This is a genomic window from Sinomonas cyclohexanicum (genome assembly GCF_020886775.1).
In the GTDB taxonomy this organism is placed as follows: domain Bacteria; phylum Actinomycetota; class Actinomycetes; order Actinomycetales; family Micrococcaceae; genus Sinomonas; species Sinomonas cyclohexanicum.
Map to the genome: position 1 here is coordinate 2,822,467 of NZ_AP024525.1, position 23,254 is coordinate 2,845,720.

At 71.7% G+C, this 23,254-nt stretch carries 24 protein-coding genes and 1 riboswitch; of the genes, 9 read left to right on the forward strand and 15 right to left on the reverse strand.

Features of this window, described 5'->3' with window-relative positions; all coding sequences use genetic code 11:
- Positions 1 to 24 precede the first annotated feature (24 nt).
- The 8 genes from SCMU_RS13350 to hemE form a co-directional block, all read right to left on the reverse strand.
- Positions 25 to 1,077, reverse strand: a complete 1,053-nt coding sequence (locus SCMU_RS13350; protein ID WP_229229617.1) for an LLM class flavin-dependent oxidoreductase — start codon at positions 1,075 to 1,077, stop codon at positions 25 to 27.
- 40 nt (positions 1,078 to 1,117) lie between these two features.
- Positions 1,118 to 2,098 (reverse strand): porphobilinogen synthase, encoded by a 981-nt coding sequence (gene hemB, locus SCMU_RS13355; protein WP_229229618.1) that lies wholly within the window; start codon positions 2,096 to 2,098, stop codon positions 1,118 to 1,120.
- A complete protein-coding gene (locus tag SCMU_RS13360; RefSeq protein WP_229229619.1) occupies positions 2,095 to 2,979 on the reverse strand; it encodes a uroporphyrinogen-III synthase in 885 nt (294 codons plus the stop codon). Before SCMU_RS13360 ends, hemB begins: the two co-directional genes overlap by 4 nt.
- 53 nt (positions 2,980 to 3,032) lie before the next feature.
- Positions 3,033 to 4,034, reverse strand: a complete 1,002-nt coding sequence (gene hemC, locus SCMU_RS13365) for a hydroxymethylbilane synthase (protein WP_229229620.1) — start codon at positions 4,032 to 4,034, stop codon at positions 3,033 to 3,035.
- A 2-nt stretch (positions 4,035 to 4,036) separates the two neighbouring features.
- A complete protein-coding gene (locus SCMU_RS13370) occupies positions 4,037 to 5,278 on the reverse strand; it encodes a ferrochelatase (RefSeq protein ID WP_443020322.1) in 1,242 nt (413 codons plus the stop codon).
- An 83-nt stretch (positions 5,279 to 5,361) separates the two neighbouring features.
- Positions 5,362 to 6,078: a hydrogen peroxide-dependent heme synthase gene (gene hemQ, locus SCMU_RS13375; protein ID WP_229229622.1), complete on the reverse strand. Its 717-nt coding sequence runs from the start codon at positions 6,076 to 6,078 to the stop codon at positions 5,362 to 5,364.
- Positions 6,079 to 6,151: 73 nt separating this feature from the next.
- Entirely contained in the window at positions 6,152 to 7,654 is a 1,503-nt protein-coding gene (hemG, locus tag SCMU_RS13380) for a protoporphyrinogen oxidase (RefSeq protein WP_229229623.1), read from the reverse strand.
- 5 nt (positions 7,655 to 7,659) lie between these two features.
- Positions 7,660 to 8,721, reverse strand: coding sequence for a uroporphyrinogen decarboxylase (gene hemE / locus SCMU_RS13385; RefSeq protein ID WP_229229624.1), 1,062 nt, complete (start codon positions 8,719 to 8,721; stop codon positions 7,660 to 7,662).
- A gap of 109 nt (positions 8,722 to 8,830) precedes the next feature.
- Here hemE and SCMU_RS13390 point away from each other — a divergent pair, with 109 nt between their 5' ends.
- Positions 8,831 to 10,198, forward strand: coding sequence for a glutamyl-tRNA reductase (locus SCMU_RS13390; protein WP_443020147.1), 1,368 nt, complete (start codon positions 8,831 to 8,833; stop codon positions 10,196 to 10,198).
- A 111-nt stretch (positions 10,199 to 10,309) separates the two neighbouring features.
- Here the strand turns inward: SCMU_RS13390 and moeB are convergent, their stop codons facing one another.
- On the reverse strand, positions 10,310 to 11,494 hold the full coding sequence (gene moeB / locus SCMU_RS13395; RefSeq protein WP_229229626.1) for a molybdopterin-synthase adenylyltransferase MoeB: 1,185 nt from the start codon (positions 11,492 to 11,494) through the stop codon (positions 10,310 to 10,312).
- 119 nt (positions 11,495 to 11,613) lie between these two features.
- Between moeB and SCMU_RS13400 the strand changes: the two genes are divergently transcribed.
- The 5 genes from SCMU_RS13400 to SCMU_RS13420 all read left to right on the forward strand — a co-directional run bounded on the left by SCMU_RS13400 (position 11,614) and on the right by SCMU_RS13420 (position 15,370).
- The gene (locus tag SCMU_RS13400; protein WP_229229627.1) at positions 11,614 to 12,237 is read left to right on the forward strand and encodes a TetR/AcrR family transcriptional regulator; all 624 of its coding nucleotides are present in this window, start codon (positions 11,614 to 11,616) and stop codon (positions 12,235 to 12,237) included.
- A 40-nt stretch (positions 12,238 to 12,277) separates the two neighbouring features.
- Positions 12,278 to 12,502, forward strand: coding sequence for a DUF3107 domain-containing protein (locus tag SCMU_RS13405; RefSeq protein ID WP_229229628.1), 225 nt, complete (start codon positions 12,278 to 12,280; stop codon positions 12,500 to 12,502).
- A gap of 3 nt (positions 12,503 to 12,505) precedes the next feature.
- A complete protein-coding gene (locus SCMU_RS13410; protein ID WP_229229629.1) occupies positions 12,506 to 12,820 on the forward strand; it encodes a hypothetical protein in 315 nt (104 codons plus the stop codon).
- A 102-nt stretch (positions 12,821 to 12,922) separates the two neighbouring features.
- Positions 12,923 to 14,056, forward strand: a complete 1,134-nt coding sequence (locus SCMU_RS13415) for an FG-GAP repeat domain-containing protein (RefSeq protein WP_229229630.1) — start codon at positions 12,923 to 12,925, stop codon at positions 14,054 to 14,056.
- Between the two features lie 162 nt (positions 14,057 to 14,218).
- The gene (locus SCMU_RS13420; RefSeq protein ID WP_229229631.1) at positions 14,219 to 15,370 is read left to right on the forward strand and encodes an FG-GAP repeat domain-containing protein; all 1,152 of its coding nucleotides are present in this window, start codon (positions 14,219 to 14,221) and stop codon (positions 15,368 to 15,370) included.
- A gap of 43 nt (positions 15,371 to 15,413) precedes the next feature.
- Here the strand turns inward: SCMU_RS13420 and SCMU_RS13425 are convergent, their stop codons facing one another.
- From SCMU_RS13425 to SCMU_RS13445, 5 genes are all read right to left on the reverse strand, one after another.
- Positions 15,414 to 15,746: a 4a-hydroxytetrahydrobiopterin dehydratase gene (locus SCMU_RS13425; protein WP_229229632.1), complete on the reverse strand. Its 333-nt coding sequence runs from the start codon at positions 15,744 to 15,746 to the stop codon at positions 15,414 to 15,416.
- A 44-nt stretch (positions 15,747 to 15,790) separates the two neighbouring features.
- Entirely contained in the window at positions 15,791 to 16,642 is an 852-nt protein-coding gene (locus SCMU_RS13430; RefSeq protein WP_229229633.1) for a type I restriction enzyme HsdR N-terminal domain-containing protein, read from the reverse strand.
- A gap of 259 nt (positions 16,643 to 16,901) precedes the next feature.
- Positions 16,902 to 17,702 (reverse strand): thiazole synthase, encoded by an 801-nt coding sequence (locus SCMU_RS13435; protein ID WP_274602969.1) that lies wholly within the window; start codon positions 17,700 to 17,702, stop codon positions 16,902 to 16,904.
- Positions 17,703 to 17,729: 27 nt separating this feature from the next.
- Positions 17,730 to 17,978 carry a sulfur carrier protein ThiS gene (gene thiS / locus SCMU_RS13440; protein WP_229229634.1) on the reverse strand — a complete coding sequence of 83 codons (249 nt, stop codon included), beginning with the start codon at positions 17,976 to 17,978 and terminating at the stop codon, positions 17,730 to 17,732.
- Positions 17,978 to 19,285, reverse strand: a complete 1,308-nt coding sequence (locus SCMU_RS13445) for an FAD-dependent oxidoreductase (RefSeq protein ID WP_229229635.1) — start codon at positions 19,283 to 19,285, stop codon at positions 17,978 to 17,980. The genes thiS and SCMU_RS13445 overlap by 1 nt, the downstream gene beginning before the upstream one ends.
- A riboswitch (TPP riboswitch) is annotated at positions 19,276 to 19,407 on the reverse strand. It overlaps the preceding gene by 10 nt.
- A 14-nt stretch (positions 19,408 to 19,421) precedes the next feature.
- On the opposite strand from SCMU_RS13445, the gene thiE reads away from it, so the two are divergent.
- The 3 genes from thiE to SCMU_RS13460 are packed head-to-tail and all read left to right on the forward strand — an operon-like array spanning position 19,422 to position 22,570.
- Complete coding sequence (thiE, locus tag SCMU_RS13450; RefSeq protein ID WP_229229636.1) at positions 19,422 to 20,132, forward strand: thiamine phosphate synthase; 711 nt, start codon at positions 19,422 to 19,424, stop codon at positions 20,130 to 20,132.
- On the forward strand, positions 20,129 to 20,974 hold the full coding sequence (locus SCMU_RS13455) for a prephenate dehydratase (RefSeq protein WP_229229637.1): 846 nt from the start codon (positions 20,129 to 20,131) through the stop codon (positions 20,972 to 20,974). Before thiE ends, SCMU_RS13455 begins: the two co-directional genes overlap by 4 nt.
- 30 nt (positions 20,975 to 21,004) lie before the next feature.
- The gene (locus SCMU_RS13460; protein ID WP_229229638.1) at positions 21,005 to 22,570 is read left to right on the forward strand and encodes an RNB domain-containing ribonuclease; all 1,566 of its coding nucleotides are present in this window, start codon (positions 21,005 to 21,007) and stop codon (positions 22,568 to 22,570) included.
- A gap of 360 nt (positions 22,571 to 22,930) precedes the next feature.
- Here the strand turns inward: SCMU_RS13460 and SCMU_RS13465 are convergent, their stop codons facing one another.
- Positions 22,931 to 23,119, reverse strand: coding sequence for a hypothetical protein (locus SCMU_RS13465; RefSeq protein ID WP_229229639.1), 189 nt, complete (start codon positions 23,117 to 23,119; stop codon positions 22,931 to 22,933).
- Positions 23,120 to 23,254: the final 135 nt, after the last annotated feature.

A 23,254-nucleotide genomic window follows, 5' to 3' on the forward strand; every position in this document is an offset into this window, starting at 1 on the left:
CGAGGTGAGGGCGTGTGCGGCCGCCTACGCGAGCATGTCTGCCACGAGGGGGGCGACCTTGGTCCCGTAGAGCTCGATGCTCTTCATCATGGCCGCGTGCGGGAGGGTGCCGTTCGAGTACTTGAGGTCGAAGCGCTCGGTGCCGAGGGCCCGGTGGGTGTCCGCGATCTTCCGGGCCACGGTCTCGGGCGAGCCGACGTAGATGGCACCGCCGCGGGAGGCGAGGGCATTGAACTCGGTCCGGCTGCCCGGGCCCCAGCCGCGCTCGGCGCCGATCTTGTTCCTCGACGCGAGCCAATGCGGAAACAGTTCCTCCTTGGCCTGTTCGTCGGTCTCGGCGACATGGCCGGGCGAGTGGGTGCCGAGCTCCGTGTAAGGGCGGTTGAACTTCTCAAGCGAGCGCTTGTAGAGCTCGACGTAGGGGGCGAAGCGCGCGGGCTCGCCGCCGATGATCGCGAACATGACCGGATAGCCGTACTGTGCCGCGCGGACCACCGACTGGGGCGTTCCGCCCACGCCGATCCATGTGGGCAGCAGGCCGCCCTCGAGGTGGGGGTAGGCGGTGAGCCCGCTGATCGGGCCCCGGTGGCGGCCCTCCCAGTGGACCGGCCTCTGCGAGCGGACGCGGTCAAAGAGCTCGAGCTTCTCCTCGAAGAGCGTCTCGTAGTCCTCGAGGTCGAAGCCGAAGAGCGGGAACGACTCGATGAAGGAACCGCGACCGAGGATCACCTCGGCGCGGCCGTTCGAGAGGGCGTCGAGGGTCGCGAAGCGCTGGAAGACGCGGACGGGGTCGTCGGAGGAGAGCACCGTGACGGCCGAGCCGAGTCGGAGGTTCTCGGTCCGGGAGGCGATCGCCGCAAGCACGACCTCGGGGGCGGAGACCGCGAAGTCCTTGCGGTGGTGCTCGCCGACGTCGAACGAGTGGAGCCCCACCTGGTCGGCGAGGACTGCCTCGTCGACGAGCTCGCGGATCACCTGCGCGTGCGGCTTCGGCTCGCCGTCGTCGCCGAGGCCGACGTCGCCGAAGGTGTTCAGGCCGAGGAGGACGGGGGGCGCCGGGTCAGTCGTTCCATGCATATGCATTCAAACCGCCGTCTCCCCCGGATCATTCCCGCGCTCAGTCCTCGCGGAGCCAGCGCGCAATCTCCGCAGCCCAGTACGTGAGCACCATGCTCGCCCCGGCCCGGCGGATGCCGAGCACCGACTCGAGGATGGACGACTTCCGGTCGATCCAGCCATTCGCCGCGGCGGCCTCGATCATCGAGTACTCCCCCGAGATCTGGTAGGCGGCCACCGGGACGGGGCTCATCGCGGCGACGTCGGCGAGGATGTCGAGGTAGCTCATGGCCGGCTTGACCATGACCATGTCCGCGCCCTCCTCGAGGTCCAGCTCGACCTCGAGCAGCGCCTCGCGCCGGTTCGCGGCGTCCATCTGGTACGTGCGGCGGTCGCCCTGCAGCTGGGAGTCGACGGCCTCACGGAACGGGCCGTAGAAGGCGGAGGCGTACTTCGCAGCGTAGGCGAGGACCGCGACGTCCTGACGGCCCGCGGCGTCGAGCGCCTGGCGGATCACGGCGACCTGACCGTCCATCATGCCGCTCGGCCCGAGCACGTGCGCACCGGCCTCGGCCTGCGCTACGGCCATCTGGCCGTAGATCTCGAGGGTCGCGTCGTTGTCCACGCGGCCGTCCGCGTCCAGGACACCGCAGTGGCCGTGGTCGGTGAACTCGTCGAGGCACACGTCGCTCATCACCACGAGCGAGTCCCCGACTTCCTCCCGAACGGCGCGGATGCCGGCGTTGAGGATTCCGTCCGGGTCCAGGCCCGCGGTCCCCTCGGCGTCCCGCTCCTCGGGCACGCCGAACAGCATGATGCCGCCGAGGCCCAGCTCGGCCGCCTCGGACGCCGCGCGCCGGAGCGTGTCCAGCGTGTGCTGCACGACGCCGGGCATCGCCTGGATAGGCTGCGGCTCGGTGAGCCCCTCCCGGACGAACGCGGGCAGGATGAGCTCGGCGGGGTGCAGTCGCGTCTCGGCGACCATGCGGCGAATCGCCGGGGTCTGCCGCAGGCGGCGGGGACGGTGGGTGGGGAAGCTCATGGCGTCTCCTTCTGTGCGGCAGGTGAGTGGGCGACGGCGCGGGCCACGGCATCTACGATGCCTTCCGGGGTGGGCCTCGCCGCGGTGGCCGCGGCGGGGATGCCGAGCCGCTCCAGCTCGGCGGCGGTCGGCTCGCCGATCGCAATGAGCCGGGTCGCCTCGAGGGGGCGCAGGACGGCGTGGATGCGGCGCGCCGCACTCGGGGAGGCGGCCACGACGGCGTCGAGCCTCCCTGCGGCGAGCTCGCGGCTCGCCTCGTCCGGGGTGAGCACGACGGCGGGCGCCTCCTGCCCGGCCGGCTCGCCGACCGCGAGGCCCTCCACGAGGCGCAGGGACGGGTCCGCGGGGTAGTCGACCGTGCGGTAGGCGGTGACCGTGTCCACGGCCCAGCCGCGGGCGTCGAGGCCCTCGGCGAGCGTCGGGGCAGCGAGGTCGCTCTGCGGGATGAGCACGCGGGTGATGCCGGCGCCGTCGCCGCCGGCGGCGCCCCCGTCGTCCGCCATCGCCCACAGCTCGACGAGCCCCTCGGCGGACTGCTTGCCCTCCGGTGCGAGGTCCACGCGCAGGCCCTCGGCCTCGATGACCCTGCGGGAACTCGGGCCGATGGTCGCGATCCGGACGCCCGGCGGCACGAGGCCCGGGAGCCCGACGCCGCGGGCCGCCGCGACCTCCTTGAGCGCACGGACCGTCGTGATGCTCGAGATGACGAGCCACCCGTACTCCCCGGCGGCGAGCCGGCCGAGGGCCGCGGCGAGCGCCTCCTGGTCGTGGGCGCGCTCGAAGTCGATGAGCGGCAGCAGCAGCGGCTCGCCGCCTGCTTCCGCGAGCGCCCGCGCCATCGCCCCCGCCCGGTCGGGTGTGCGGGTCAGCAGGACCCGCACACCCGCAAGGGGTGACCCGTCAACACCGGGATGTGACCCCTCACCGCTCGCGCTCATGAGGCGCCGAGATCAGCAAGGTCACCGGCACCCTGGGCGAGCAGTTCCTCAGCCAGCTCGATTCCGAGGAGGGTCGCGCCGACCTCGGTGAGCCCGTCGGTGGCCTTGTTCAGGCGGAGGGACTTCGTCCCGTCCACCGCGCAGACGATCGCGTCGAGGTGCAGCATGCTGCCCTTGCGCCGGGCGAACGCGCCGACGGGCGCCGCGCAGCCTGCCTCGAGGCGGGCGAGGAGGGCCCGCTCGGCGGTCACGGCGAGGCGGGTGTCGGCGTCGTCTATCGCCGCGAGGGCGTGGGCGAGCACGCCTCCGTCCGCGGCTGGCCCGCCGGCCGCGCCCCCGTGGGCCGGCCGCTCCGGCGCGTCCTCGAGCCGGCACTCGACCGCGAGGGCGCCCTGGCCGGGAGCGGGCAGCATGACGTCCGGCTCGAAGTACTCGCTCACCACGTCGGTCCGGCCGAGGCGGGTCAGGCCGGCGGCGGCGAGCACCACCGCGTCCAGGTCTCCCGGAGCCTCCGGCGCGTTGCCGGGCAGGCCCGGCACGCGGCCGAGGCGGGTGTCGACGTTGCCGCGGATGTCGAGGACTTCGAGGTCGGGCCGCAACGCACGCAGCTGCGCGGCCCGGCGCGGCGAACCCGTGCCGACCTTCGAGCCCGCGGGCAGCTGGGCGAGCGTGAGCCCGTCCCGCGCGCACAGCACGTCCCGGAAGTCGGCGCGGACCGGGATCGCCGCGATGGACAGCCCAGGTTCACCTGCGGTCGGCAGGTCCTTGAGGGAGTGGATGGCCACGTCGCACCGGTCCGCGAGGAGCGCCTCGCGCAGGGCGGCGACGAACACGCCGGTGCCGCCGAGGGAGGCGAGCGAGCCGGTCTTGACGTCCCCCTCGGTCTTGATCCGGACGAGCTCAGTCGTGAAGCCGCCGACGCCGGCGAGCAGCTCGGCGGTCTGCTGGGACTGGGTCAGGGCGAGCGCGCTCCCGCGCGTTCCGATACGAACGGACATGCTCAGGCCTCGCCGGCCCCGGCAGGGTAGGCGTCGTGGGCCGTGCCGAGCTCGACGCCCGCTTCCGCAATGACCGGCTTGGCCCCGCGGAAGTTCGCGCAGCAGCCCGGGCGGCACACGTCGTACCACGGTCCGAGGTCGGTCACGTGCGGGCGGCCGGCGACGGCGCCCTGGGCGGTGCGTTCGCGGATGAGGTCCACGAGGCCGGCCACGAAGTCGCGGTGGACGCCCGGGGTCGGCACGCGCACCGCCGCGACTCCGAGCTCCTTGCACTTGTCGAGGGCCTCGGTGTCGAGGTCCCAGACCACCTCCATGTGGTCCGACACGAAGCCCAGCGGGACGATGACAACGCCGTTGACGCCGTCCCCGCCCTCGCCGGCGATCGCCTCGAGGTGATCGTTGATGTCCGGCTCGAGCCACGGGACATGCGGGGCGCCGGAGCGAGACTGGTACACGAGGTCCCACTTCACTGCGCCGTCGGCAGAGCCGGTCACGGCCGCCATGACGGCCCGCGCGTTCGCGAGGTGCTGCGCCACGTATGCCGAGCCGCCCTCGAACTCGCGTACCTCGCCCTCCGAGCGGCCGGCCGCCTCGGCGTCGCGCGTGGGGATCGAGTGGGTCGCGAAGAGGACCCGGATCTCGGAGTCGCGGGACCCGTCCACGGCGCCGAGCGCCTCGCGGACCTCGGCGAGGCCCGCGGCCGTGCCCTCGACGAACGGCGCCACGAAGCCCGGGTGATCGAAGTACTGGCGGACCTTGTCCACACGCAGGCGCCCGGCGAGGCCGGTCTCGGTGAGGGCGAGGCCGATGTCCTCGCGGTACTGCCGGCAGCTCGAGTAGCACGAGTACACGCTCGTGGTGAGCATGAGCACCTTGCGGTGCCCCGCGTCGTACATCTCCTGCAGGGTCTGCGGGATGAACGGGTCCCAGTTGCGGTTGCCCCAGTAGAGGGGCAGGTCGATGCCGCGTGCGGCCAGCTCGGCCTCGAGCGCCGCCTTGAGCGCACGGTTCTGCGCGTTGATGGGGCTCACGCCGCCGAACGCGCGGTAGTGGTGGCTCACGGCCTCGAGGCGCTCGTCCGGGATGCCGCGGCCGCGCGTCACGTTGCGCAGGAACGGGATGACGTCGTCCTGGCCCTCCGGACCGCCGAAGGACGCGAGCAGGATCGCGTCGTACTCGGCCGGCTCGGCGCGCCCTGCGTCCGTGACCGGGTTCGGGGCGAGGCTGACCGCCAGGGGCGCCACAGCGCCGTCGACCGTCACCTGGGCCGCAGCCCCCTCCGTCGCGGTCCCCTCCAACGCCTCCGGCGACGGCGCGTTCGCGGCACTCACGCGAGCACCTCGGCGATCTCGGCGGCCGAGATGCGGCGTCCGGTGTAGAAGGGCACCTCTTCGCGCACGTGGTTGCGGGCGTCGGTGTAGCGGAGGTGGCGCATCATGTCGACGAGGTCCGTCAGCTGGGGGGCCTCCAGGGCGAGGATCCACTCCCAGTCCCCGAGCGCGAACGCCGAGACGGTGTTGGAGAGGACCTGCGGGAAGTCGCGGCCGAGCATGCCGTGGTCGCGGAGCATGCGGGAGCGCTCCTCGGCGGGCAGGAGGTACCACTCGTAGGAGCGGACGAACGGGTAGACGGTGAGCCACGTGCTGGGCTCGACGCCGCGGGAGAACGCCGGGGTGTGGTTCTTGGCGAACTCGGCCTCGCGGTGCACGCCCATCGCGGACCATGCGATCTCGGTCTCGGCGAACAGCCCGGAGCGGCGGATGTCGCGCACGGCCTGCTGGAGGGCCTCGGGCTGTGGGCCGTGCAGCCAGACCATGATGTCTGCGTCGGCGCGCATTGCAGACACGTCATAGGCGCCACGCAGCGTGACTCCAGCCTCTGCGAGCCGGGCGACGAGGGCCTCGAACTCGGACACCGTGCTGTCCGCGGGGGCAGGGGCGCCGGGGACGCGGCAGAACACGGTCCAGAGGGTGAAGTACTGCGTCTCGGCGGCCTCGCCGCCGTCGGCGGTTTTGGTGACAGATTCGACGGAAGTGTGGCTCATGATGACCAGTGTGCTCCTTTAAGCGGCGGCAAATCTAATTCGGATGTTCTACAGGGTGTCGAAGTGACTAATATCACGAGGGCAGTCCCCGCTCGAGGGACCCCGCGAGCGCGATTGCCTGGCTTCTGGCGTCCGGGATGACCGCCGCGAGCCCGTTCCCCGCGGCCCAGCCGCCCACGACGGCGAGTCCCGGCTGAGCGCCGACGAGCGCCCTGATCGCGGCGACCCTCTCCCGGTGCCCGACCGTGGCGAACGGCAGCGCCCCCTGCCACCTGACCACGTCCCAGCCTGTGACATCCTCCGGCGTCAGCGCCACGCCCAGGAGGGTCGAGGCGTCCCTGACCGCGGCGGCGAACAGCTCGTTGTCCGTCTCGGGCCCCCGCCCGACACCGGCCACGCCGGGGACCCTGTCTCCGGCCCGGCCGTACGAGAGCCGCACCACGTGGGTCCCCGCACCCGCCTCGTCGGCAAGCCAGGCCCACTTCGCGGTCGCGTGCGTGAGCGCTTTGGCCTCCACCCCCGGTACCTGGGGAGCCACGAGGACGCCCGTGCCCCGGGGCCGCGCGTCGAGCGCGGGGCAGTCGAGCACCAGGGTGACGAGCTTGACCTCCGGACCGGGGACGGGCTCGTGCCCCGCGAGGGCCGGGACGGCGTCGGAGAGGAGCTCGACGGCGGCCGGACCGCCCAGGGCGACCACCACCACGTCGGCCTCGTACGTGTCCTCGGGCCCCAGGAGCGCCTCCTCCTCCGAGCCCTCGGAAGGCACCACGGCGCCCACCCGCCACAGCGTCGAGCCGTCGGCGCCGGTGGCACGCTCGAGCCGCTCGACGCGTTCGCCCAGGACGAGCCGCACGCCGTCGGCCTCAAGCCGCTCGACGAGCGCTGCGACGATGCGGTTGAGGCCGCCCCGGATGCCGGCGACCGCCGAGCCCGCCTTCCGCCCGCGTGCGGCCCCGCGCTGCGCTGCCACCGCGGCCGCGAGCGAGCCCTTCTCGGCCATGAGCCGGCGCAGCCCCGGGGCCACCATGTCGGCGTCGAGCAGCGCGGGATCCGCGGAGTGCACGCCGCCGACCACGGGGGCGACGAGCCGGTCGAGGACGCGGCGGCCCATCCGCGCCCGCACGAGATCGGCCACACTCTCCGTTCCGCGCGGCTCGCGCGCGGGAAGCCATCGGTCCGCCGAAGCGCGCAGCGAGCCCCACAGGCCCAGCGCCGCGCGGACCTCGGCATCCCAGGGGTTGGCCGGGATGCCGAGGACGCCGGTCTTGGGCAGCTCGGCCGGGCCGTCCGGGAGGATCACCCATGCGCCGGAGGGGTGGGGGGCCACAACGTCCTCCGCGAGGCCTATCTCTTCCACGAGGGTCCGCACCGCGTCGGTGCGCGTCGCGAAGGACTCAGCGCCGCTGTCGAGCCGCAGGCCTGCCACCTCGTGCTCGCCGATGCAGCCGCCCCAGCGGCGATCGGCCTCGAGCACGGTCACGTCCAGCCCGGCGCGGCGCAGCTCGAGCGCGGCGACGAGACCGGAGATTCCGCCGCCCACCACGAGCGCCCGGGGGCGCCGCGACGCGTCGTCCATTCCCATCAGTACGTGATCGAGTGGACGAGCTCGACGACTCGAGTGAGGACCTCGGGGTCCGTCTCGGGCGGGACGCCGTGGCCGAGGTTGATCACGTGGCCGGGTGCCGCGGCGCCGCCGCGCACCACCTCGCGCACGTGGGCCTCGAGCACGTTCCACGGCGCCGCCAGGAGCGCCGGGTCGATGTTGCCCTGAAGGACCACGCGGCCGCCGAGCCGGCGGTTCGCCTCGTGCAGCGGGAGACGGTAGTCGACGCCGACGGCATCGACCCCCACCTCGTACATCGCGCCGAGCAGCTCGGAGGTGCCGGTGCCGAAGTGGATGAGGGGTGCGCCGAGGTCGCGGACGTGGTCGAGCGCCTGGGACGAGTACGGGGCCACGTGGCGCCGGTAGTCCTCGAGGCCCAGCGAGCCGGCCCACGAGTCGAACAGCTGCCCCGCAGAGGCGCCGGCCTCGATCTGCGCGCGCAGGAACGCGCCGGAGGCCTCCGCGGTCCAGGCCATGAGCGCGGCCCACGTGCCGGGGTCACCGTGCATCATGGTCCGCGGGCCCAGGTGGTCGCGGGACGGCCGGCCCTCCACCATGTACGCGGCGACCGTGAACGGCGCGCCCGCGAAGCCGATGAGCGGCGTCGTGCCCAGCTCCGCGACGGTGAGCCGCACGGCCTCGCGGATCGGCTCGAGCGCCGCGTCGGTGAGGCGCGGGAGGGCAGCGACGTCCGCTTCGGTGCGCACGGGGGTGCCCAGAACGGGCCCGACGCCGGGGACGATGTCCACGTCAACGCCGGCGAGCTTGAGGGGGATGACGATGTCGGAGAAGAAGATGCCCGCGTCCACGTCATGCCGACGCACGGGCTGAAGCGTGATCTCCGCGGCGAGGTCGGGACGCAGGCAGGATTCGAGCATGCCGATGCCCTCGCGGGCCTTGCGGTACTCGGGCAGCGAGCGCCCGGCCTGACGCATGAACCACACGGGCTTCCGGCTCGGCCGGCCCCCGCGGTATGCCGTGATGAGCGGCGACTGCGCCGTCCGTCCGTCCTTGAGCGGGTGGTCTGCGCTGAGTGTCATGGCCCGATTCTCTCAAACGGCCCCGGGCGCCTTGGCGACAGCCTGTCATACCGTGGCCCCGGCGATCCGCGTTTTCTACGGGGGAGCGAAAAGCTATGATGGCAGGGCTGTGGTTGTTTTCTCCCTCACGGCGACTCACGCCGACATTGACCTTGAGACCGTTGCCCAATTGAGCACCGGTGCCTCCACCGTGGCCGCGAGCGCCATCGCTTCCCCCGCCCTCGAGGGCGCAGTGGTGCTGGCCACGTGCAACCGCTACGAGATCTATGGCGAGGCCCCGAGCGCCGACGAGGTCGACGCGGCCCGCTCAGCGCTCGTCTCGGAGATCAGCGCCCGCAGTGGCCTGGCGGAGGAAACGGTGTCAGGCGCCTTCGCCGTGGCCCACGGCCGGGATGTCACGCGCCACCTCTTCGCCGTCAGCTCCGGGCTCGACTCCGCCGTGGTCGGCGAGCGCGAGATCGCGGGCCAGGTACGCCGCGCCCTCATCTCCGCCCAGGAGCACGGGACCGCGAGCCCCTCGCTGGTCCGGCTGTTCCAGACGGCCTCGAAGACGGCCAAGGAGGTCGGCGCCCAGACCGCGCTCGGCAGCCGCGGGCTCTCGATCGTCTCCGTTGCACTCGATCTCGCCGAGGACCTCGCCGAGGAGCGGGAGTGGGCCGGCAAGCGCGCCGTCCTGTTCGGCACGGGCGCCTATGCGGGCGCCACGATCGCGCTCCTCAGGGAGCGCGGCGTCACCGACGTCGGGGTGTACTCCGCCTCTGGCCGCGCCCAGGAGTTCGCCGCCGCGCGCGGCGCCCACCCGATCACGGCCCGGCAGCTCCCCGGTGCCATCGCGGAAGCAGATGTCCTCATCGGCTGCAGCGGCTCCGACAACGCGATGGAGGCAGTCGAGCTGGCCGCGATCCGCGAGGACTCCCCGCAGCAGCTCATCGTCATCGACATGGCCCTCACGCACGACTTCGATCCCGCGGTCGGCACCCTCGACCACGTGGAGCTCATCACTCTCGAGTCGGTGCGGCTCGCCGCACCCGAGGAGCAGGCGGAGTCGCTGGCCCAGGCCAGCGCGATCGTGTCCGCGGCCGCCGCCGACTTCGAGGCCGAGCGCCAGGCCCGTCAGGCGGACGCCGCGATCGTGGCCCTGCGCCGGCACACCATGTCCGTGCTCGACTCGGAGATCGAGAAGGTCCGTGCCCGCCACGGCTGCACCGCCGCCGCCGAGGAAGTCGAGTTCGCAATGCGGCGCATGGTCAAGCAGCTCCTGCACACGCCCACGGTCCGGGCGAAGCAGCTCGCCGCCGAGGGGCGCGAGGCCGAGTACCTCGCCGCGCTCGAGGCCCTGTACGGGATCAGCGTGGCCATCCCCGGCATGGTCGGCGGGAGCGACGCCCCCGACGCTGCGTCTACGGCGGCTGCTGTGTCGCCTGCCTCCCCCGGCGAGGCCGAGGACTGCCCCGCGGACCACACCCGGGCCGGCTGACCGCCCTTCCCCGCATTCAGGAGTCACCTCGCACGACGGCGACCACTCGCCGTCGTGCGCTGAGCCCACCCCCCAGAAGCTGACTTCTAGAGAGGCCGGCCACCGCGAGTGTCAGTAGACCGGCTTGTCCGGCTCCACCTCGCGGACCCACGCGAGGACGCCGCCGTCGAGGTGCTTGACGTTCGCGAAGCCCGCCTCGAGCGCGGCCGCGAGGACGTTCGCCGAGCGGACCCCGCCCTTGCAGTGGAAGACGACCTCCCGGTCCCTGGGCACCTCGTCCCAGGCCTCGCCAGAGAGCAGGCGCCCTTGGGGGATGAGCCGGGCCCCCGGGATCGAGACGATCGAGGCCTCGCCGGCCTCGCGCACGTCGATGAGCTCGAAGTCGCTGAGCCCGGCGTCACGCGCGGCGAGCATCGTGGCCAGCTGCGGCGCGGTGACGGCCCGGTCCGTGCCGGGCGACGCCGCGGGGGCGACCCCGCAGAACGCCTCGTAGTCCGCAAGCTCCGTGACAGGCGCCGCGTCGGGGTCCTTGGCCACGCGGATCTCCCGCCAGGTGGCCGTGAGGGCGTCGTAGAGCTGGACGCGGCCCAGCAGTGTGGTGCCGACCCCCGTGATGAGCTTGACGGCCTCGGTGACCATCGAGGCGCCGATGGCCGCGCAGAGCATCCCGAACACGCCGCCCTCCCCGCAGGAGGGCACCGATCCGGCGGGCGGCGGCTCCGGGAACACGTCGCGGTACGTGGGGCCGTGCTTCTCCCAGAAGACACTGACTTGGCCGTCGAACCGGAAGATCGAGCCCCACACGTAGGGCTTGCCGAGGATCGCGGCCGCGTCGTTGACGAGGTACCGGGTGGCGAAGTTGTCCGTGCCATCCAGGATCAGGTCGTAACCGGAGAAGATCTCGAGGGCGTTGGAGGAGTCGAGGTGCACCGGGTGCAGCCGGACGTCGACATGCGGGTTGATCCCCAGCACCGCGTCGCGGGCGGACTCCGCCTTGGGGCGGCCCACGTCGGAGACGGAGTGGATGACCTGCCGCTGGAGGTTGGACAGTTCCACGGAGTCGTCGTCGACAATGCCGAGCGTGCCGACCCCAGCGGCGGCGAGGTACAGGAGGGCGGGCGAGCCGAGCCCGCCGGCCCCCATCACGAGGACCTTGGCGTTCTTGAGCCGCCGCTGCCCCACCTCGCCGATTTCGGGGATGATGACGTGGCGCGAGTAGCGCTGCACTTCCTCTGGCGTGAGCTCCGGCGCCGGCTCCACGAGGGGCGGGAGCGTGGGGGTCTGCGATGCGGCCATACCTCCAATCTAGCGGCGCGGAAGCGACACGCGGACCGGGGACCCGTGACTCACGGGTAGAGTGGGACTACCGTTTGGGCCACGCTCCACAGGCCCGGACCCCCTGAAAGGCATCGTCAGTGAGCACCGAACCGCGGGCATCCACGGCCCGCTCCCCCAGACTCCCACGCGACGAGCGGCGGGCACAGCTCCTCGCGGCCGCCCTCGAGGTCTTCGCCGCGAACGGTTACCACGGTGCCGCGATGGACGAGATCGCCGAGGCCGCCCAGGTCAGCAAGCCCGTCCTGTACCAGCACTTCCCGTCGAAGCGGGAGCTGTACATCGCTTTGCTGGACAGCCATCTCGGGTCGCTCACTGACCTCATGAAGGCCGCCCTCGCCTCGACCGAGGACAACCGCGAGCGCGTCAATGCGGTGATCCGCGCGTACTTCGACTTCATCGCCGCCGACGACCAGGCGCACCGCCTGGTCTTCCAGTCCGACCTCGTCAACGATCCCGACGTCGCCTCTCGGCTCGAGACCTTCAACCGCGGCTTCTCGGAGGCCATCGCCGAAGTCATCGCCTCGGACACCAAGCTCCCCCTGGTCGAGGCGCAGCTGCTCGGGCGCGGTCTGGCCGGCATGGCCCAGGTCAGCGCCAGGTACTGGCTCGAGAAGTCGTCCTCGCTCGAGATCGAGGTCGCGGCGGACCTCGTCTCACGTCTCGCGTGGAAGGGAATCTCGCGGTTCCCCAAAGAGGCCTAAGGTACTACTAGACGCCATCGACCCAAGGAGTGCGCTACACGTGGAAATCAAGATCGGCATCCAGAACATCGGCCGCGAGATCGTCCTCGAATCCGCCCAGGATGCGGAAGAGGTCGCCAAGCTTGTCGCCGAGGCGATCGGCGGCGGCAAGGAGCTGCGGCTCGAGGATGAGAAGGGCCGTCAGGTGATCGTGCCCGCCGGTGTGATCGGCTATGTGGAGCTCGGCGTGCAGGAGCAGCGCCGCGTGGGCTTCGGCGCACTCTGAGGCGTGGAGACCGTCTGGTCGCTCGTCATCGTCATCCTCGTGGTGGCGGCGGCGGGCTTCATCGCGTGGGCGCTGGACCACCACCATGACGCCTACGGGATCATGCTCCCCGTCGGCGCCGCGGTGGCCCTCGCGTGCCTCGTGTGGGTCGTCGCCGTCTTCGCGGGCACCGGCTACATCGCCGGCCTGACGTGGATGCCCTGGGTGCTGCCCATGGCCGCGGGAATCGCGGCGGCGGTGGCGGTGCCCACCGTCGTGGGCCGCCGGAGGGGAAAGCACGACGTCGCTGCCCTCACCGAGGTCTTGCGGCACCGGTAGCACGAGACACGGCGTGGTAAAGATCCGTGACACACCCTCGACTTATATGGTCACAGTGTGGGTCTAATGGGCCCACGACCCTGTGCCGATGAGGATGGTGCCATGACTGCCCTGCCCCGCCAGTTCCGCCGAGCGGCCACCGTCGCCGCCATCGCCTTGGGCGCGGCATCGCTGCCCTTCACTGCGGCCCATGCCGACTACCCGAACGCGCCAGTGATCCGCGGCGAGGCCACCGTCGGAGCGACGCTGTCAGTCACCGTCGACCCCACGACGTTCAAGGGCTGCGGCTCCGGGGCGGGCCCAGACTACCGGATCAATTGGACGCGCGACGGCGCCCCGGTGCCCACCGGGGCAGATCCGACGAAGTACACTCTCACCACGGCCGACCGGGGCACGAGCCTGACGGTGGTCGTCTCGTCCAACCCGCCCTGCGCGGCCATGACGATCAGCAGCGCGCCGACCTCCCCGGTGGCTGACGCGAACCGGAACGTGGGCTTCACCTCCCGCGGGACGGCGGAGCTGCTGGCCCGTACGGCCTCCGGGGACCTCATGCTGTATCCGCGCAGCGCCGCCGGCTGGGAGACGCCGCGCACCATTGGCGCCGGCTGGAACACCTTCGACCTCGTGTTCTCGCCCGGGGACTTCACCGGCGACGGCGCCATCGACGTCATGGGGCGCACTCCGGACGGCACGCTGTGGCTCTATCCGGGCGACGGCCACGGCGGGCTCGGCGCGGGCAAGGCGATCGGCTGGGGCTGGAACGCCTTCGACCAGATCGTCGCCGCCGGGGACTTCACCGGCGACGGCACCAATGACCTCCTCGCCCGGGACCGCAACGGTGGCCTGTTCCTCTACCCCGGGAACGGCCACGGCGGCTGGGGCACGCCCTCCCAGGTGGGGTGGGGGTGGGGAGGCTTCGACGCCATCACCGTGACCGGTGACTTCGACGGCCGGCCGGCCCGGGACGTACTCGCCCGCGACCGGAACGGTGGCCTGTTCCTGTACGCCGGGGACGGGCATGGCGGCTGGCGCGGCACGGGAACGCAGGTCGGCGAAGGCTGGGACGTGATGTCGCGCATCGGCGGCGCAGGAGACTTCACTGCGGACAGCGTGCCGGATCTGTGGGCCATCGACAACGCCGGAACGCTCTGGGCCTATGAACCCGACGGCTCCGGCGGGTGGGCCGGCTCCCAGGAGATCGGCTGGGGCTGGGGCGGGTTCACGATCGTGTCCTGACCGCGCCGCGGTCGCACCCGACGGCGATCGAGCGACTCAAGGCAGGGTTCCCGTGGGGTACACGGGGACCCTGCCTTGTTGTGTGCGTCTCCGCGGACTCCGTGTATCATGTTGACAAGAATCGACTAACTTTGTCATATCACACGACCAAGGATCTGATTCATGTCATTGCATACTCCACCATCGCACAGGCCCCTCCGACGGGCCGCCGCCGTTGCCGGCGTCGTCTCGGCAATCATTGCCGCGTTGCAGGGAGCGCCCGCCGCGACTGCAGCAGACCCCCCGAACCCGCCGGTGATCAAGGGCGACTCCAACGTCGGTTCCTCGCTCGTCGGGTCCGTTGACCCCGCCTCGTTCCGCGGCTGCGGCCAGGGGGCCGGGCCCGACTTCAGGACGCAATGGAAGAGGAACGGCGAGGTCGTCTACCCGCCCGACCAGTCGGGACGCTTTCCCCTCACTCTCGATGATCTGGGGGCCCAGTTCACCCTGAGCGTGGAGGGCAATTTCTCCTGCTGGGGCCAGGAGCTCACCAGTGCGCCGACTGCCCCCGTGGGCGCGTCGATTCGGAACAGCGGGTTCACGGGACGCGGGACCGCCGAGCTCATGGCCCGGACGGCAGACGGGACCCTGCTCCTCTATCCCCGGGACACCGGGTGGGAGCCACCGCAGACGGTCGGTCCGGGCTGGAACACCATGGATATCATCCTCTCTCCCGGCGACTTCAACGGAGACGGTACCAACGATCTCCTCGCCCGCGCCGGCGATGGGACGCTCTATCTCTACCCGGGCCTCGGCAGCAATAGGTTCGACGCACCTAGCGCCGTCGGCTGGGGATGGAACCGCTTCGACGCGATCCTCGGTGTGGGAGACTTCTCAGGCGATGGGGTCAACGACGTCTTGGCGCGCGAGCCCGGCGGAGACCTCTACCTCTACCGCGGCAATGGGGCAGGCGGCTGGACGGGCCAGCCCGAGCGCGTCGGCACCGGGTGGAACTCACTCTCCGCACTCACCACGCCCGGCAATCTGGACGGCACTCCCGGTCGGGACGTGGTCGGACGGGACGCCGCCGGGAACCTGTGGCTCTACAGTGGCAACGGCTCCGGCGGGTGGAGCGGCAGCCGTGTGATCGGCCAGGGCTGGGGCGCCATGAAGGCGATCGGCGGCGCCGGAGACTTCAATCGCGACGGCTACGCCGACATCTATGCGGTGGACGGGAGCGGCATCCTCTGGGCGTACTACGGCGACGGATCGGGGGGCCTTGGCAGCGCCGAGCGCATCGGCGAGGGCTGGGGCGGATTCACCGCCATCTTCTGACCCGTATTGCGCGAAGCCCCATTGCGCCAAAGAAGACGGGAGGCTAGGCGTTCCGCAGCCTCTCAGGCTGCGCCACGGCATCCAACGCGGCGGCCCGCAGCGAACAGCGGTGGGCCGCCTCGACGTCCAGCAGTGTGATGGCGGTGTCCGACTCGTGGGTGCTGAACCGCACGATGACCCGGTTGTAGCGCCAGTCGAGGTCGGGATGGTGGTTGAGGTCCTCGGCCACCTCGCCGACCGCGGCGATCAACTCCAGCGCCTTGGCCGCGCTGGGCAGCCTGTAGACGGTGGCGAGCGCCCCTCCCACGTCCGTCCACCCCTCCAGACCCTCGAGCTCCCGCTGAACCTGCTCCTCGGTGAGTGGCTCGTGTGCCATAGACCTCAGCGTAGGCCCGTCCGCTCAGCGGAACCAGATACGGCTCAGTTCCCGGTGTCCCACCGGCTGAGGGCCTTCGGGTTGATCACCTCGCCCCGGAGCACCTCCCGCAGAGTATCGAGGTCGGTCCCGGTTCCCGTCTTGCGCTTGATGTCCCGGCGGAGCACATCCAGTACCCCGTCGGACAGCAGGGACTCGAGGACGACGCCGGGCGACGTCGCCGCACTGTGCTTCCAGACATTCTCGATCTGGCGCCGCTTCAGTGAGTCATGGTGGAGGTAGTACAGCAGGCCCGCCTTCTCCTCGGCCGGCTCCGGGCCAAGCAGGTCGACCACGAACACGAGATCGATGACGACCGGCAGGCCGCCGGTCAGGTGGTAGACCTCCCAATGCCGGCCATTGGTGAGGATCATCCACTCGATGCCCTCGTTGACCGCGTACATCTGGATCTGCCTCAGGTGCCGCTCATTGAGCTTCTGGCTGATCCGCTTCACCTCGATGAAGGCCACGAGCTGCTTGTCGATCCGCACACCGTAGTCGGCAAAATCCTGCCTGACCATGTACTCGGTCGTCAGGTCGGCGAACTTGTCGTAGCCGAGCCCTTCGCAGAGCATGTCGGTGACGAGGAGGCGGGTGTCGCCCTCATTGGCGTCCCGCTCGAGGAGCTCCTTGAGCGGCGTTTCGAATCGGCGGACCGCGTCAAGAGCCTGCTGCCGAGCGGCGTCCTCCCAGCGCGGCGTCCTCGCGCCCGTGCCGCCCGCGCTTCCGGCTCGACGAGAGCTGGCACCGACTCCCGATCCGGTTCCGCTGCATCGACGGTGGACGGTCTCCGCAGTTCGTCCGGCAGCTGGCCGTACGGGTCGGCCACTCCCATCGACGCCTGGGCGATGATCCACGCGATCGTCTCGGCCCACGGTTCCACTGTTGCGGCATCGACGTCGGGATGGGCGGCCGTCTTGGCAACCGCGATGAGTTCGAGGTCGTTGGCACCGGGCACATCGTGCCCAAGCTCCCCCGCGGCCTCGGCCCACCGCATGAGTGCAGACAACCGGGCGCTCGACTTTGCGTCCATGAGGACTCCCCCTTGCCGCGGCCCCCCACGGACCGCACCAAGGCAGGCTATCCCACGGCACCGACCCTCTTGGCGAGACCAGCTCACAGGAACTGCGCGCGGCCCTCCATCGGGCTTGAGGCAAGGGCGTGCTCGCGGCGCGGGATGCGACCCGCCTGGGCCGCGAGCCGCCCGGCGACGACGGCGTGCCGGAACGCACGTGCCATCCGCACCGGGTCCTGCGCGCGGGTCACGGCGGTGGCCAGCAGCACGGCGTCGCACCCGAGCTCCATGGCGAGCGCCGCGTCGGAGGCGGTGCCAATGCCGGCGTCGAGCACCACAGGCACGCCGGCCCGAGCCACGATGAGCTCGATGTTGTGCGGGTTGAGGATGCCGAGCCCGGTCCCGATGGGGGCGCCGAGCGGCATGACCGCCACGGCACCGAGCTGCTCGAGGCGGCGGGCCAGGACAGGGTCGTCGTTCGTGTACGCGAACACCTTGAAGCCGCGGTTGGTGAGCTGCTCCGTCGCATCGGCGAGCTCGATCGCGTCCGGGAGGAGCGTCGTCTCGTCCGCGATGACCTCGAGCTTGACCCAATCGGTCTCGAGGGCCTCGCGGGCGAGTTCGGCGGTGAGGACCGCGTCCCGCGCCGTGAAGCACCCTGCCGTGTTGGGCAGCACGCGGATGCCCTTCTGAATGAGCAGGCTGAACAGCGATCCCTGCTCCGCCGGGGAGTACCGCCGCATGGCCACGGTGGTCAGCTCGGTGCCGGACGCCTCGAGCGCGTCGCCGAGCCCGTCGAGGCTCGGGGCACCGCCCGTGCCCATGATGAGCCGCGAGCCGAGTGCGACTCCGTCCACGACGAACGGATCCGCGGCCTCGAGCTCCGGTCCCTTCGTGTGCATTGCCTGTGTTCCGGTCTGCGTCAAGGGTCAGCCTCCCTGCATTGCTGTGACGAGTTCGACGGCGTCTCCCGCCGCGAGTGCGGTCGATGCCCAACTCCCGCGGGGCACCACCTCGGCGTTGAGCGCGACGGCGACGCCGAGCCGCCCGCCGTCCGCGGGCTTCCCGTCGTCACCGAGCGCGCGGCCGGTCGTGGCCGCCACGAGGGCGAGCACCGTGGCAGGCTGCGGGAGCGCCCGCGCCTCGCCGTTGACGGTCAGCTGGTCGGTGGCCTGCATCAGTTCCCTCCTGTCGCGGCCGCCTGCGCGGCCGGGGTCCCCGCGAGGCGGGGGGCGAATCGGTCTGGCAGGAACGCGTCCCATCTGGGGTCGGCGCGACCCGCGAGGAGCCCCGCGCACACCTCGGCGGCAACGGGGGTGAGCAGCACTCCATGCCGGAAGAATCCCGTGGCGATGATGAGCCCGGGTACGGTGCCCGCAGCGCCGGGCCCCTCGCCGTCGTGCGTCCGCACGCGCCCGAGGAGCGGGGCGTTGTCCGGGGTGCCGGGGCGCGCGCGGGCCGTGGTCTCGTACAGCTCGAGCTCGGCCACGGCCGGCACGAGCGCCTGGGCGTCGCGCAGCAGCTCGTAGACGCCGCCGGCGGACACGGCGTCGGAGCCGTCCTCGCGCTGGGTTGCGCCGATCACTACGGTCCCATCCTCGCGCGGGACGATGTACACGGGCCTGCCGCGTACGAGCCCGCGCACGGTGGCGGTCACGAGCGGCCGGAGGCGCTCGGGCACCCGCAGCCGCAGGATGTCGCCGTAGACAGGCCGCAGCGGCAGGACGACGGGCAGCCCGCCCAGCTCGCGCGCGCCGAGCCCGTTGGCCACGATCGTCTCCTCGGCGCGCAGCTCGCGCCCGTCATCGAGCACGACGCCGGCCACTCGCCCAGCGCCGTCAGGCCCAGCGCCGTCAGGCACAGCGCCGTCAGGCACAGCGCCGCCGGCCACTCGCCCGCCACCGTCGGGTCCCTCCCACAGGAGACTCGCCGCGCGGGCCCGGACAACTGCACCCTCGCCGGAGCGCTCCACGAGCCGTGCGAGCAGGGCGGCGACGAGCCGACGCGGGTCCACCTGGTGGTCGGCCTCGATCCGGAACGCACCGGCGATCCCGGGCGCCAGCAGGGGCTCATCGGCGCGGGACTCGCGGACTGTCAGGGGCCGGACCGCGAGGCCGTGCGCCTCCTGGGCGGCCCGGAGGTCGGCGAACGCGGTGCGGTCGGCGGCGTCGGCAGCGAGGCACAGCGTGGGGGTGCCCAGGTACCCCCAGTCCGGGCCAGCGGCCTCCGCGAAGGAGGGCCAGAGCTCGGCCGAGCGCAGCATGAGGCCGAGGAGGTCCTCCTCCTGGTAGTGGTACTCGCTCACGGCGGCGAGCATGCCCGCCGCGGCGTAGCTGGCGCCCGAACCCGGGGCGGGATCCACCACCGTGACGCGTCGCCCGGTCCGCGCGGCCTCCCACGCGATGCCCAGCCCGATGACCCCGGCGCCGACCACGATGACGTCAGATGGGACGACGTCCGAGTGGACACAGCCCGTGCTCTCCATAGTTCCTTCCCTCCGCCGGCATGACCCGGATCAGGTGAAGCGGTCGGCTCTGGCCCTCTCAGCCCGGGCTCGTGCTGGCACCAATGGCGATGTCACACGCGCGGGCTCCCGCAGTACTGCGGTCTAGTCTAGTTCCATGCTCCCCACCGACGCCCAGCTTTACGTGTGCACCGACGCCCGCCGCGACCGCGGCGACTTCGAGGACTTCCTCGACGCGGCGTTCTCCGGCGGCGTGGACATCATCCAGCTGCGGGACAAGCAGATCGAGGCGGCCGAGGAGCTCGAGCTCCTGCAGGTGCTCCGAGCAGTGGCCGAGCGGCACGGCAAGCTGTGGGCCGTCAACGACCGAGCGGACGTCGCCCTGCTCTCCGGAGCCCCCGTGTTCCATGTGGGCCAGAAGGACCTTCCGCTGCCGGCCATCCGCAGCGTCGTGGACGATTCCGTGCTCGTGGGCCTCTCCACCCACTCGCCGGAGCAGGTCGACGCGGCCATCGCCGGTGCGGGCAGGGACGGAGCCCGTCTGGACTACTTCTGCACGGGCCCTCTGTGGGCCACGCCGACCAAGCCGGGACGCTCCGCCGTCGGGCTCGGCCTCGTGGAGCACGCGGCGCGCCGCGAGCGCGAGGCGCGCGGCGCAGCGTACGACTCCGGCGCCGCGCTCCAACGTGCCCCCCTGCCCTGGTTCGCCATCGGCGGCATCGACCACTCGAACGTGGCCCAGGCCGTCGAGGCGGGGGCGAGCCGGATCGTCGTCGTGCGCGCCGTCACCGACGCCGACGATCCCGCCGACGCCGCAGCCCGCCTCCGCGCGGAGCTCCCGGCGCTCGCACGCGAACCCCGCGCATGACGACGGTCGCCTACCAGGGCGAGCCCGGCGCCAACTCCCACATGGCGGCACTCGAGGCCTTCCCGGAGGTGGAGACGCTCGCCTGCGCGACGTTCGAGGACGCATTCAACGCCGTGACCTCGGGCTCTGCGGATCTCGCGATGATCCCGATCGACAACACGGTGGCCGGCCGCGTCGCGGACATCCACGTGCTCCTGCCGGACACCAGCCTGCAGATCATCGGCGAGCACTTCCTGCGCATCCGGTTCTCCCTCATGGGCGTTCCGGGCGCCACGATCGAGGGGGCGCGCGAGGTGCACAGCCACGTGCACGCTCTCGCCCAGTGCCGCGGCTTCATCCGGGCCCACGGTCTCACCCCCGTGGTCGCGGGTGACACGGCCGGATCGGCGCGCGAGGTCTCCGAGTGGGGCGACCCCACCAGGCTCTCGATTGCGCCCCCGCTCGCGGCAGAGCGCTACGGACTCACGGTCCTCGCCAGTGACATCGAGGACGAGAAGCACAACACCACCCGGTTCGTGGTGCTGGCTCCCCCACGCGCCTACCCGCAGGCCGGCACAGACCAGTACGTGACGAGCTTCGTCTTCCGTGTGCGCAACATCCCCGCCGCGCTGTACAAGGCGCTCGGCGGATTCGCGACCAACGGGGTCAACATGACCCGGCTCGAGAGCTACATGGTGGAGGGCAGGTTCGCGGCCACGATGTTCATGGTCGACGTCGAGGGCCACCCCGACGAGCCCGCCCTGGCCCGGGCACTCGAGGAGCTCGCCTTCTTCTCGACCGAGGTGAGGGTCCTCGGGGTCTTCCCCGCGCACCCGCGGCGTTTCGGGGCCCACACGGGCTAGCTCGCGGCCCGGAGGGCTAGGCTGGCGAGCATGGCGCATCCCCTGTTCACCCCGAAGCCCGCCGGCCCGCAGGCGGGGCCGCTCGCCGAGGCCAGTGGAACAGCGCTGACGGAGGCGTTCGCCGCGCTCCGCGAAGAATTCGAGCTCGCGTCGGGATACCCGGGGCCGGCGCTCGCCGACGCGGAGGCCGCCATCGCCGCGCACAGGCTGCCGGACGCGGATGCGACCGACGTCGAGTTCGTCACGATCGACCCGCCGACGTCCACGGACCTCGACCAGGCCCTCCACATCGCGCGCGACGGCGAGGGGTACCGCGTGCGCTACGCGATCGCTGACGTGCCGGCGTTCGTCCGCCCGGAGGGCGAGCTCGACGCCGAGACGCGGCGCCGCGGCCAGACCATCTACGCGGCGGATTCGAAGGTGCCCCTCCACCCGCGGGACATCACGGACGACGCCGGCAGCCTCCTCGCGGACGAGGTGCGCGGCGCATTCGTGTGGGACTTCGCCCTCGACCCGGACGGCGAGGTGGTCGACGTCGGGCTCTCCCGCTCGAAGGTGCGCAGCCGGGCGAAGCTGGACTACGCGCAGGTTCAGGAACAGATCGATGCGGGCACGGCCGCGGAGCCGCTCATGCTGCTCCAGGAGGTCGGCCTCAAGCGGGTCGAGCTCGAGCGGAAACGCGGCGGCGCGAGCCTGAACCTGCCCGAGCAGGAGATCGTGCCGACGGACGACGGCGGCTACCGGATCGAGATCGCCGCGCAGCGGCCGGTCGAGGACTGGAACGCGCAGATCTCGCTCATGACCGGGATGGCGGCGGCCAAGCTCATGGTGGACGCCCAGATCGGCATCCTGCGCACGATGCCTGCGCCGGACGAGAAGTCGCTGCGGCACTTCCGGCGCCAGACGCAGGCCCTCGGGAACCCGTGGGACGGATCGGTACCATACGGCGAATACCTCCGCTCACTCGACGCGACCCAGCCGAGGCAGCTCGCGATCATGCACGCTGCCGCGGCGCTGTTCCGCGGCGCGACGTACACGCCGTTCGACGGCGAGGTGCCCGCGGATCCCGTCCAGGCCGCCATTGCAGCGCCCTACGCCCACACGACGGCCCCGCTGCGCCGACTCGTGGACCGGTTCGTCCTCGTCCTGTGCGAGAGCATCGCGAGCGACTCGGACGTCCCCGACTGGGTGCGGGCCGCACTCCCCGAACTCCCCGGCCTCATGACTGCCTCGGACCAGCTCGCAGCACGGGTCGAGCGGGCCTGCCTCGAGCTCGTCGAGGCGGCGATGCTCGTGCACAGCGTGGGGCAGGAGTTCGACGCGGTGGTCATCTCGGGGTCCAAGCCCGCGGCCGGGAGCACCGAGGGCAGCGAACAGCGCCCCGGCCACGCGCGGCTCGCCCAGCCGCTGGACCGAATCTCGAGCTCCCAGAACGGGCAGCCCACCCAGCAGCCCCAGCCGTTCGGCACCGTCCAGCTGTCCGAGCCGCCAGTCACCGGACGCTGCGAGGGTGAAATGGAGTCCGGGGCGAGGGTGAGGGTGCGCCTCGTCCGGGCGGATGTGAAGGCCCGGAAGGTCCTGTTCGAGCTGGCGTGAGCGGACGATGTCCCATGGGCCCGTGTCGAAGCCGACGCTTGCCGGGCTACGATGCTCCCGCCGGGCGGTAGCACACCCGCCGGTTGACCGCCCGCCCGCCGGTTGGATCCCCCGATCCTGCAGCGATCCGGCGGGACGGACGTATGTTCCCGGCCCGCCAGGTGCCCCAGTGCCAGCGATCCCGCAGCCTGCAAGGACCCGCCATTCGTCCTCCACAGCCTTCGCTGCGGGCGTGTCGCCCACATGCGGGAACCTGATGTTGCCCATCCCCATGCACCCCGACAGGGTGGCACCATGACTTCCCAACCACCGCTGACACAGCCCGACCTGAAGCAGCTCGGCCCACGTCCCCCATTCGCATCAGGACTGTGCACGCCACACGAGCTCCGCCTGTTGGGCATTGACGATCGACGCGCAGCTCGCCTGATTGCGGCGGGCGAGCTCGTTCGGCTGCGCCGCGGGTGCTTCGCCACGCGCGAGGGGGCGATGCTTCCGGACGCGTTCCATTCCCGCGATGTCGCGGTGCGACGCCTCGCCCTGAGGGCCCACGCATGGCGCCACTATTCCGTGAACCGCTCGTGGAACTTCGGATACACCGCCGTCAGCGGTGCGGTCCTCCACGGTCTAGCACTGTGGACTCCTGAACGACGCATTCACGTCGTTCCATCCGCCGGTTACCACCCC

Excerpts from the sequence above, each read along its gene's own strand:
- SCMU_RS13350 (WP_229229617.1), bottom strand. The coding sequence starts at position 1,077 with ATGCATGGAACGACTGACCCGGCGCCCCCCGTCCTCCTCGGCCTGAAC.
- hemB (WP_229229618.1), bottom strand. The coding sequence starts at position 2,098 with ATGAGCTTCCCCACCCACCGTCCCCGCCGCCTGCGGCAGACCCCGGCG.
- SCMU_RS13425 (WP_229229632.1), bottom strand. The coding sequence starts at position 15,746 with ATGGCACACGAGCCACTCACCGAGGAGCAGGTTCAGCGGGAGCTCGAG.
- hemE (WP_229229624.1), bottom strand. The coding sequence starts at position 8,721 with ATGACACTCAGCGCAGACCACCCGCTCAAGGACGGACGGACGGCGCAG.
- hemC (WP_229229620.1), bottom strand. The coding sequence starts at position 4,034 with ATGTCCGTTCGTATCGGAACGCGCGGGAGCGCGCTCGCCCTGACCCAG.
- SCMU_RS13460 (WP_229229638.1), top strand. The coding sequence starts at position 21,005 with ATGGCGCATCCCCTGTTCACCCCGAAGCCCGCCGGCCCGCAGGCGGGG.
- thiE (WP_229229636.1), top strand. The coding sequence starts at position 19,422 with ATGCTCCCCACCGACGCCCAGCTTTACGTGTGCACCGACGCCCGCCGC.
- SCMU_RS13415 (WP_229229630.1), top strand. The coding sequence starts at position 12,923 with ATGACTGCCCTGCCCCGCCAGTTCCGCCGAGCGGCCACCGTCGCCGCC.
- hemQ (WP_229229622.1), bottom strand. The coding sequence starts at position 6,078 with ATGAGCCACACTTCCGTCGAATCTGTCACCAAAACCGCCGACGGCGGC.
- SCMU_RS13435 (WP_274602969.1), bottom strand. The coding sequence starts at position 17,702 with ATGCACACGAAGGGACCGGAGCTCGAGGCCGCGGATCCGTTCGTCGTG.
- thiS (WP_229229634.1), bottom strand. The coding sequence starts at position 17,978 with ATGCAGGCCACCGACCAGCTGACCGTCAACGGCGAGGCGCGGGCGCTC.
- SCMU_RS13455 (WP_229229637.1), top strand. The coding sequence starts at position 20,129 with ATGACGACGGTCGCCTACCAGGGCGAGCCCGGCGCCAACTCCCACATG.
- moeB (WP_229229626.1), bottom strand. The coding sequence starts at position 11,494 with ATGGCCGCATCGCAGACCCCCACGCTCCCGCCCCTCGTGGAGCCGGCG.
- SCMU_RS13420 (WP_229229631.1), top strand. The coding sequence starts at position 14,219 with ATGTCATTGCATACTCCACCATCGCACAGGCCCCTCCGACGGGCCGCC.
- hemG (WP_229229623.1), bottom strand. The coding sequence starts at position 7,654 with ATGGACGACGCGTCGCGGCGCCCCCGGGCGCTCGTGGTGGGCGGCGGA.
- SCMU_RS13445 (WP_229229635.1), bottom strand. The coding sequence starts at position 19,285 with ATGGAGAGCACGGGCTGTGTCCACTCGGACGTCGTCCCATCTGACGTC.